The following is a 6,860-nucleotide window of genomic DNA, read 5'->3' as shown; positions in this document are numbered from 1 at the left end:
GTCTTTGAGCACCTCGCCCACGACCGCCAGGCGGGTGGGGTGGGGCCCGGGCCACCCCCCCGACCCGATCCCGGTGGTGGTGGGGGAAATCAGACGGTGCTGGTGCCGTTGGTGTAGGACTTCATGTTGTACGTGCCGAAGCCGTTCTGGACGGGGTCGCCGGCGTTGTTGATGCAGTGGAGGATGCCGCCGCCGCCCGCGCCGTTGAGGCACACGGTCATCAGGTCGGTGAAGACGACGCCGGGGGTGTCGGGGACCTCGTAGGCGCGGGCGGTGTAGATGTCGGCGTTGAGGTTGAAGTAGCAGTAGCTGCCGAGGCCCCAGGCGTGGTGGTCGGTGACGCCGTCGGCGACCTTGTAGGCGGCGTAGCCGTTGGTGGTGCCGTGGACCCAGGCGGTCTGGGTGGGGACGTCGTAGGGGTGCTCGTTCTGGAAGAAGTAGGTGCTGCCGTGGTTGCCCTGCCACAGCACCTCGTACTTCTGGTAGTGCTCGACGGCCAGCGCGTACGCGGTGACGTGGTCGCCGTTGACGAGGACGCCGGTGTCGGCCGGGTTGACCGACCAGCCGACGGTGCCGTCCAGGCCGTGGTCGGCGCGCCAGAGCCAGAGGTTGTCGCAGATCACGTCGTTGCTGTCGAGCTGGACGCTGATGCCCGCGCCACCGGGCAGGGCGCCGCCGATACGGGCGTAGACGTCGAAGAGCGCGGTGGGGTCGGCCGTGTGACGGAGCCGGCTGGGGCCGTGGCCGACACGGAGCAGCACGGGGGTGTGGGCCGAGGCGGCTTCGAAGAGCACACCGGCGACGGTGACACCGTTGACGTCGGCGACCTCCATGACGGTGTTGCCGTGCGTGGATTGCAGCGTGGCCAGGCCGAGGCCCAGGACGACGGTGCCGGGGCGGGTGACGCGCAGGGGCGAGGAGATGGGGTGGACGCCGGGGGTGATCAGCAGGTGCTTGCCGCGGGCCAGGGCCTGATTGATGGTGGCGGCGGAGTCGCCGGGGTGTGCCACGTAGAAGTCGGACAGCGGGACGCTGTGGCCCTTGGCCTGCCCCTGGGCCCAGGTGGTGCCGGTGCTGTCACGGCGGAGCGCGGGCACGAAGACCTGGTAGGAGCCGTGGCGGTCCACGGTCAGGAACGGCTTCTCCCGCACCACCGGGGTCCGGTCGACGGTGGTGTAGGGGGGTGTGGGGAAGGACTGGGCGGGAGCGCCCTGGACGCCGACGAAGACCATGTTCCAGTTGGCGCCGGTCCAGCTGCCGAAGGTGTCGTTACGCGACAGCCATTGCTGCTGCGAGCCCGACTGCACCTGGCCGTCCACCACGCTGTCGGCCAGGAATCCGCCGCTGGACCACTGGTTGCCGGGCGGGCTGGGCCACAGGGTCATGTTTCCCTTGACGTGGACGCGGCGCATCGGGCCGGCCTGGGCGACCGCCCAGCGCTCCAGCCCGTCGGGCGGTGCGATGCTCAGGTTCTCGGCGGCCCGCCAGAAGTTCTGCGTGCCGTTGCCGTCCAGCCATTGGGCGTCGACCGTGACGTGACCGTTGATCACGACGTCGTCGGGGCTGTCGCCGAGCCCGAGGACGTGGGTGTAGAACCCGACGTTGATGTCGACGTTGTAGGTGCCGGGCATGAAGGCCAGGGCGTATCGCTCGGTGCCGAACTGGTTGGACTGCTGGGTGGCGAACACGGCGTCGACCTGGGCCTGGATCGCCGCATCGCCCATGGACGGCTCGAAGACCAGGACGTTCGGACCGAGATCGGCGGCGCCGTGGCCATGCGAGGACGTGGCGGATGCGAGCGACGACGCGAAGGCCGATCCTGCGGAGATACCGCCGACCAGCGGCACCGCGGCGGCAACGGCCGCCCCGCGGAGCATGGCACGGCGAGTGGGAATAACGGACACGGCTCTCCCTGGGCATGGTGGATAGGGGGACCGCGGCTGGTCCTCAACCGCGAGAGAGCGCTCTCTGGCACGAAGTGAATCACCGCGGGTATGCAGCGTCAATAAGCGTGCAGCGTCAACAAGACGGCGTCCCACACGCTGAATTGACCGGCCGGCCGGTCCCGGGTCCTGCCAGGTTGGACACGCTCGAAACCGCCCAGCAGGCGCTGAGCCGGTTCCCGCGTGTCCGCCTGGACAAGCGTCGGCGCAACCACCAGCGTGGCACGCGGTCGTTTGGGGGACTCCGGTGAATCCCACGGCGTCCTTATCGGCCTTCGCCGCAGCGGCGAGGGCGTCCTTGGCGTCCTTCTTCGTTGCGGCGTTGGGCGTGTCTGGGCTGGTGCCGTCCTGTGCGAGCCGGGTGATCGCGCTGTTGGCGTTGGCGATGTCGTTACGCCACGCCACGCCTCGAGGACAAGTACTCGCCGTCGTCGATGTGCAGCCGGCCGCCGGCCGAGCCCAGCAGTTCCCTCGCCGCCTGCGCATTCTCCGGGGCGCCGCGGTACCACCACTGGCCGGAGCCCGAGCGCATGGCGCAGTGGTCGACGTCGGCCTCGGCCGCCGCCATCAGCAGCACCGGACAAGCACGTGCGGGCGCGTTCGGAAGGTGAAGCGTTCGGTCCGTCACCCGGCCGCGTCGCCGACGCCGGTGGGCGCCACCGTATTTACCCTCTATTGATCGTCCGGTCCATGATCGGCTGGGTATCGTGTGACGGATTTTCTTTCACGGATACGGACGGGGGACCCGTGATGAACAACGTTGACATCGACACGGCCCGGGTGCGCGGCACCGGCGACGACATGGACGCTCTTTCACGCGCCACGACCCACCGGCTCAGCCATGCGCTCGACAGCAGCACCGACTTGCCGTACGGCGCCTACGGCTGGGCCAGCGCGGAGGCCCTGCAGTCCTGCGCGCTGGCCTGGGAGGACCACATGGTCGCTCTGGCGCGCAAGATGAACGAACTCAGCCACAACCTGCGGGCGTCCGCCGACAGTTACGACGCAGCGGACGCGGAGGCGCAGTCCCGGCTGCGAGCGGGCGAGACCGAACTCGGGAAGGCCTGACCATGGTGTCGTTCAGGGACCTCAACGACACGGTCCACTCCAAGTGGCAGACGGCTGCCGACGACTGGCTGTCTCTTGCCAAACACGCCCTGCGGACCGCCGAGGAGATCCGCGACCAGGGCTCCGGTCCGCTGGCGGACAACTGGACCGATGCGGTCGGTCAGCGGGCGGCTGCGCAGTTCGAGGACCTCGCCAATCGGATGGAAGCCGCCTATGACTCCATGAAGGGGGTCAGCATGGTGGCGGAGGGCCTCGCCTCCACCGTGGAGATGGCGCAGCGCACGCTGCGCACGGCGAATGATCTGGCCGTCAGCTATGGCTTTGAGATAAGTGACGACGGCGAGTTGATCGTGCCGCCGAGCCACAATCACATGGAGGCGGAGGAGAAGGGGCCGCTGCGTACCGAGGTCCAGGCGCTCATCGACGACGCTCTCCGCCAGGCCACGACGGCCGATGAGCTGGCTGTGCCGGAGCTGGGCAAGCTGGCCCTCTATGTGAATGTCGCCGACCCCACCAAGGCGTTGAACCAGGGCGAGAACGACGCCTCGCATGTCCAGATGGCGATGCTGGCCGCCGACATCCCCAAGACCCAGGACCCCAAGGTGGGGCGCGACTGGTGGGACGGGCTCACGGCCAAGCAGCAGCACGACATGATGCTCGCCGAGCCTGTCGAACTCGCCGCGCTCCCGGGCCTACCGGATGATGTGGAGCGCGAACTGCGCGGGGCCGACGGCAAGTTCGACCGCGTGAAGATGGTCCAGTACGCCCTGGACAACTACGACCAGCCGGACGATACCGACTTCGGCAACAACTGCACCAACTTCGTCTCCGAATCGCTGGAGCACGCCGGGATGCAGAAGAAGTTCGACCCCTTGTGGGGTCCCCGGGGCGATGACACCTGGGGGAGGGAGAGCGGAATCGGCATCGACGCCTGGGACAAGAGCGCCTACCACTCCAAGAGCTGGGCCGGTGCGGAAAACCAGCAGAACTTCATGCTGGATCACGGCGGGGAAGAAGTGCCCCGGTCCGAGGTCAAGCCGGGAGACATCATCTATTACGAGCAGTCGGGCCCCAATGACGACATCGCAGCGGGCAACACCCACCACGCCGCGATCGTGACCGCGGTGACTCCCGACGGCGACATCAAATACACCCAGCATTCGGACTCGTACCAGAACGTGAGCCTGGACGGCAGGCTGCCCGCGGAGACCGAGGCCGAGGGACAGCAGAACATACGTATCGTTCGTCCACACCCGGACTGGTACTGATGGCAGCGATGAGCAAGCCGGACGCTCCCTGGCGGGACCGGATTCTCGCCGTCCCCGTGCTGACGGTGGCCGCCGTGGTGTGCTTCGGCGCGACCCTGGCGATGTCCAACGCCCACATCCACCGGCAATCGGCCGCCTGCCGGTGGATGTCGGTGCCCTGGACCAACTTCGCGGTCGCCTACGGTGCGCTCATCGCGGCCGGCTTGGCGCTGCTGGTGCATTTCGGGCTGTTCCGCACCGCCCGGCGGAAGGGCTGGAACCCTCTTGGCACGTGGGACGGGAGGCTCTCGGTCGCTTGCGCCGTCGCGGCGGGGGTGATGGTGCTGGTGGCCGTCGGGGGAGTCTTCATCACGCACAGCCAGGCGGCCGAGAGCGCGGACAATCTCGGCCGGCCCATGTGCGAGGGCGCCGCGGCGCCGTTCTGAGAGGGCTTTTTGAGAGGTCATCTTCTCCCGCTGTTTATCCCGCTGGTGGCGTTTGATCCCGTGATGTCGGCTCGCCCCAGGACACAGTGGCTTCGCCGGTGAGGCGGCGGGCCATCAGGTCGGTCATGGCCAGGTGGATCATGGCTTCAGGGCGGGCTGGGAGACGGTGCTGGATGCGGGTCCGGCCGCGCACGGCCGGAGTGAGGATCAGTACTGGACGCTGGTCCGGATCGCCGAGGTCGTCCGCCGCCGGTTCGGGGCTTTCCAAGGCCTCGCGGGGGGCCAGGATCACCTGCAGGGTCCCCACCAGGCCGGGGACGATGTCACCGGCCGCTTCGCTGCCCGGCACGGTCACGGTCTGCGCCTCCACAGCAGCCATGATCTGCCCGGCCGGCTGGTCGGCGGGGGTGCGCATCCGTGGTGCCGCCTCCTGCAAGACCTGGGTGATCCGCTGTCGGCCGGCGGCGTGAAGGGCAGCTGGGGAGCCGTAGGCCTGCAGCAGGGCCGGCACCGCCGGGTGCCGCAAGGCGCGGTCCCAGGACGCGTTCCTGGCCGGGGTGGCTGGTGGTCAGCAGACCGCGCAGCCGGTTGGAGATCCGGGTCGCGGCCCAGGACCATGGTCAGTTCGGCCCGCACCGATTCGTCGGTGTCGATACTGCGCAGCAGACGGGGGCGTGCACACGGACGTGCCGATGCCTTGTCGTGATCAGGATCCAGCCAGCGGCGACGTTGCGATCGCAACTGTCTGATGGCTCGGTGGGCTCTGCGATCCGGCTATTGAAAAGGTGCCGGTCGAAATATTGACGGTTATTGACCGCCCATTGGTGCAGCGGCAGCAGGTCGTCTCCCGTTCCACGAGCGTTCAACTAGCCATCCCTGCCTGCGCTGTGTCTTGTCCCTTAGTTTCCTGTGGGCTTTGAAGGAAGGAATTATGGACACACTCCTCGCAGTCCGGGCTCGTGGGATCACCAAGTGTTTCGGCGACGTCGTCGCACTCGACGGCGTCGATCTGGATGTGGCGCAAGGGCAGATCCACGGCCTGGTCGGACCGAACGGCGCCGGAAAGACGACATTGCTCGGCCTCCTGCTGGGCCTGGCCGTCGCCGACAGCGGCCGCCTCGAGATCCTGGGTACGCCGGTCGGGCGGGGGCTCGCCGCTCCCGACGGTGTCGCCGGCTTCGTGGACGGGCCCGGTCTCTACCCCTCGCTCACCGCCAGGCAGAACCTCGCCGCGCTGGCCGCTCTCCGCGGCCGTGACGCGCGGACAACGGGGATCGACGACGTACTCGACGAGGTCGGGCTCACCGATGTCGCCGACGACCGGGCCCGCGGCTTCTCCCTCGGCATGCGTCAGCGGCTCGGACTCGCCGCCGCCCTGCTCACCAGGCCCCGGCTGCTCGTGCTCGACGAACCCTCCAACGGCCTCGACCCGGCCGGGAAAAGGCACGTACACGGTGTCCTCACCCGGCTGGCGGCGGACGGCACCAGCGTCGTGCTCTCGAGCCACCGCATGGACGACCTCGAGGCACTGTGCTCCGAGGTCACCATCCTCGCCACCGGACGGGTCGTCTTCTCCGGCCCGCTGAGCAAGCTGGCCGCCGAAAACCGTGAACTCGACTACCGGTTGCTCACCTCCGACCCCCAGGCCGCCCGCGGGCTGGCTGCCGACACGGCCGGGATCCGCGTCGTCGACGACGCCGGGGCACGGCACGACGCCGGGCTCCTCGTGGTGCGCGCGCTGGTGCCCGCCCTCGACGAACTGGTGGTGCGGCTCGTGCACGCGGGCATCGCGTTGCGCGAGCTCGCCCCCGCGGTGTCCCCGCTCGAGGCCGCGTTCCTCGCCCTCACCGAGCAGCAGGAGGCAGGCCGATGACCACGACCGCGACCATCGCCGACGACAACGTTGCCGCGACCCCCCGCGTCTCGGTGGCGCGCGGCTACCGCTTCGAACTGGTCAAGCTGGTCTCGCAATGGCGGATCCGCCTGCTGGTCCTCGCCTGCTGGATCACCCCGGCGCTCTTCGTCGCCGCGGTGAGCCAGCAGAGCACGCTCCCCTCCGACACCCTCTTCGGTCGCTGGATGCACGCCACGGGATGGGCCGGACCGCTGGTAATGCTCGGTTTCGCGGGCACCTGGGCGCTCCCACTGCTGACCTC

Annotated in this window: 7 protein-coding genes and 1 pseudogene; 5 read left to right on the top strand and 3 right to left on the bottom strand. The window is 68.8% G+C overall.

What is annotated here, in order from left to right:
* Nucleotides 1–89: 89 nt before the first annotated feature.
* Nucleotides 90–1,877, bottom strand: coding sequence for an adenylyl cyclase (locus ACFXJ5_RS31425; protein ID WP_384638711.1), 1,788 nt, complete (start codon nucleotides 1,875–1,877; stop codon nucleotides 90–92).
* A 457-nt stretch (nucleotides 1,878–2,334) separates the two neighbouring features.
* The gene (locus ACFXJ5_RS31420) at nucleotides 2,335–2,520 is read right to left on the bottom strand and encodes a hypothetical protein (protein ID WP_384638560.1); all 186 of its coding nucleotides are present in this window, start codon (nucleotides 2,518–2,520) and stop codon (nucleotides 2,335–2,337) included.
* Between the two features lie 173 nt (nucleotides 2,521–2,693).
* On the opposite strand from ACFXJ5_RS31420, the gene ACFXJ5_RS31415 reads away from it, so the two are divergent.
* From ACFXJ5_RS31415 to ACFXJ5_RS31405, 3 genes are read left to right on the top strand one after another with little or no spacing between them, the layout of a single operon-like run.
* Nucleotides 2,694–3,011: a type VII secretion target gene (locus tag ACFXJ5_RS31415; protein ID WP_384638557.1), complete on the top strand. Its 318-nt coding sequence runs from the start codon at nucleotides 2,694–2,696 to the stop codon at nucleotides 3,009–3,011.
* 2 nt (nucleotides 3,012–3,013) lie between these two features.
* The gene (locus ACFXJ5_RS31410; RefSeq protein WP_384638555.1) at nucleotides 3,014–4,279 is read left to right on the top strand and encodes an amidase domain-containing protein; all 1,266 of its coding nucleotides are present in this window, start codon (nucleotides 3,014–3,016) and stop codon (nucleotides 4,277–4,279) included.
* 8 nt (nucleotides 4,280–4,287) lie between these two features.
* Nucleotides 4,288–4,704, top strand: coding sequence for a hypothetical protein (locus tag ACFXJ5_RS31405; RefSeq protein ID WP_384638552.1), 417 nt, complete (start codon nucleotides 4,288–4,290; stop codon nucleotides 4,702–4,704).
* 34 nt (nucleotides 4,705–4,738) lie between these two features.
* On the opposite strand, the gene ACFXJ5_RS31400 is transcribed toward ACFXJ5_RS31405, so the two are convergent.
* Complete coding sequence (locus tag ACFXJ5_RS31400) at nucleotides 4,739–5,119, bottom strand: hypothetical protein (protein ID WP_384638550.1); 381 nt, start codon at nucleotides 5,117–5,119, stop codon at nucleotides 4,739–4,741.
* A 516-nt stretch (nucleotides 5,120–5,635) separates the two neighbouring features.
* Here ACFXJ5_RS31400 and ACFXJ5_RS31395 point away from each other — a divergent pair.
* Both ACFXJ5_RS31395 and ACFXJ5_RS31390 read left to right on the top strand, forming a co-directional pair.
* On the top strand, nucleotides 5,636–6,577 hold the full coding sequence (locus tag ACFXJ5_RS31395) for an ABC transporter ATP-binding protein (RefSeq protein ID WP_384638547.1): 942 nt from the start codon (nucleotides 5,636–5,638) through the stop codon (nucleotides 6,575–6,577).
* Nucleotides 6,574–6,860: pseudogene (locus ACFXJ5_RS31390) on the top strand (ABC transporter permease); the annotation flags it as partial. The gene ACFXJ5_RS31395 and the pseudogene ACFXJ5_RS31390, both read left to right, overlap by 4 nt.

Source organism: Streptomyces sp. NPDC059373 (assembly GCF_042751495.1).
GTDB lineage: Bacteria > Actinomycetota > Actinomycetes > Streptomycetales > Streptomycetaceae > Actinacidiphila.
Note: the sequence above shows the minus strand (reverse complement) of the source record. Positions and strands in the feature narration are given on the sequence as shown.

Coding starts and splice junctions, on each gene's coding strand:
- ACFXJ5_RS31425 (WP_384638711.1), bottom strand. CDS start 1,877: ATGCTCCGCGGGGCGGCCGTTGCCGCCGCGGTGCCGCTGGTCGGCGGT.
- ACFXJ5_RS31415 (WP_384638557.1), top strand. CDS start 2,694: ATGAACAACGTTGACATCGACACGGCCCGGGTGCGCGGCACCGGCGAC.
- ACFXJ5_RS31410 (WP_384638555.1), top strand. CDS start 3,014: ATGGTGTCGTTCAGGGACCTCAACGACACGGTCCACTCCAAGTGGCAG.
- ACFXJ5_RS31405 (WP_384638552.1), top strand. CDS start 4,288: ATGAGCAAGCCGGACGCTCCCTGGCGGGACCGGATTCTCGCCGTCCCC.
- ACFXJ5_RS31400 (WP_384638550.1), bottom strand. CDS start 5,119: ATGCGCACCCCCGCCGACCAGCCGGCCGGGCAGATCATGGCTGCTGTG.
- ACFXJ5_RS31395 (WP_384638547.1), top strand. CDS start 5,636: ATGGACACACTCCTCGCAGTCCGGGCTCGTGGGATCACCAAGTGTTTC.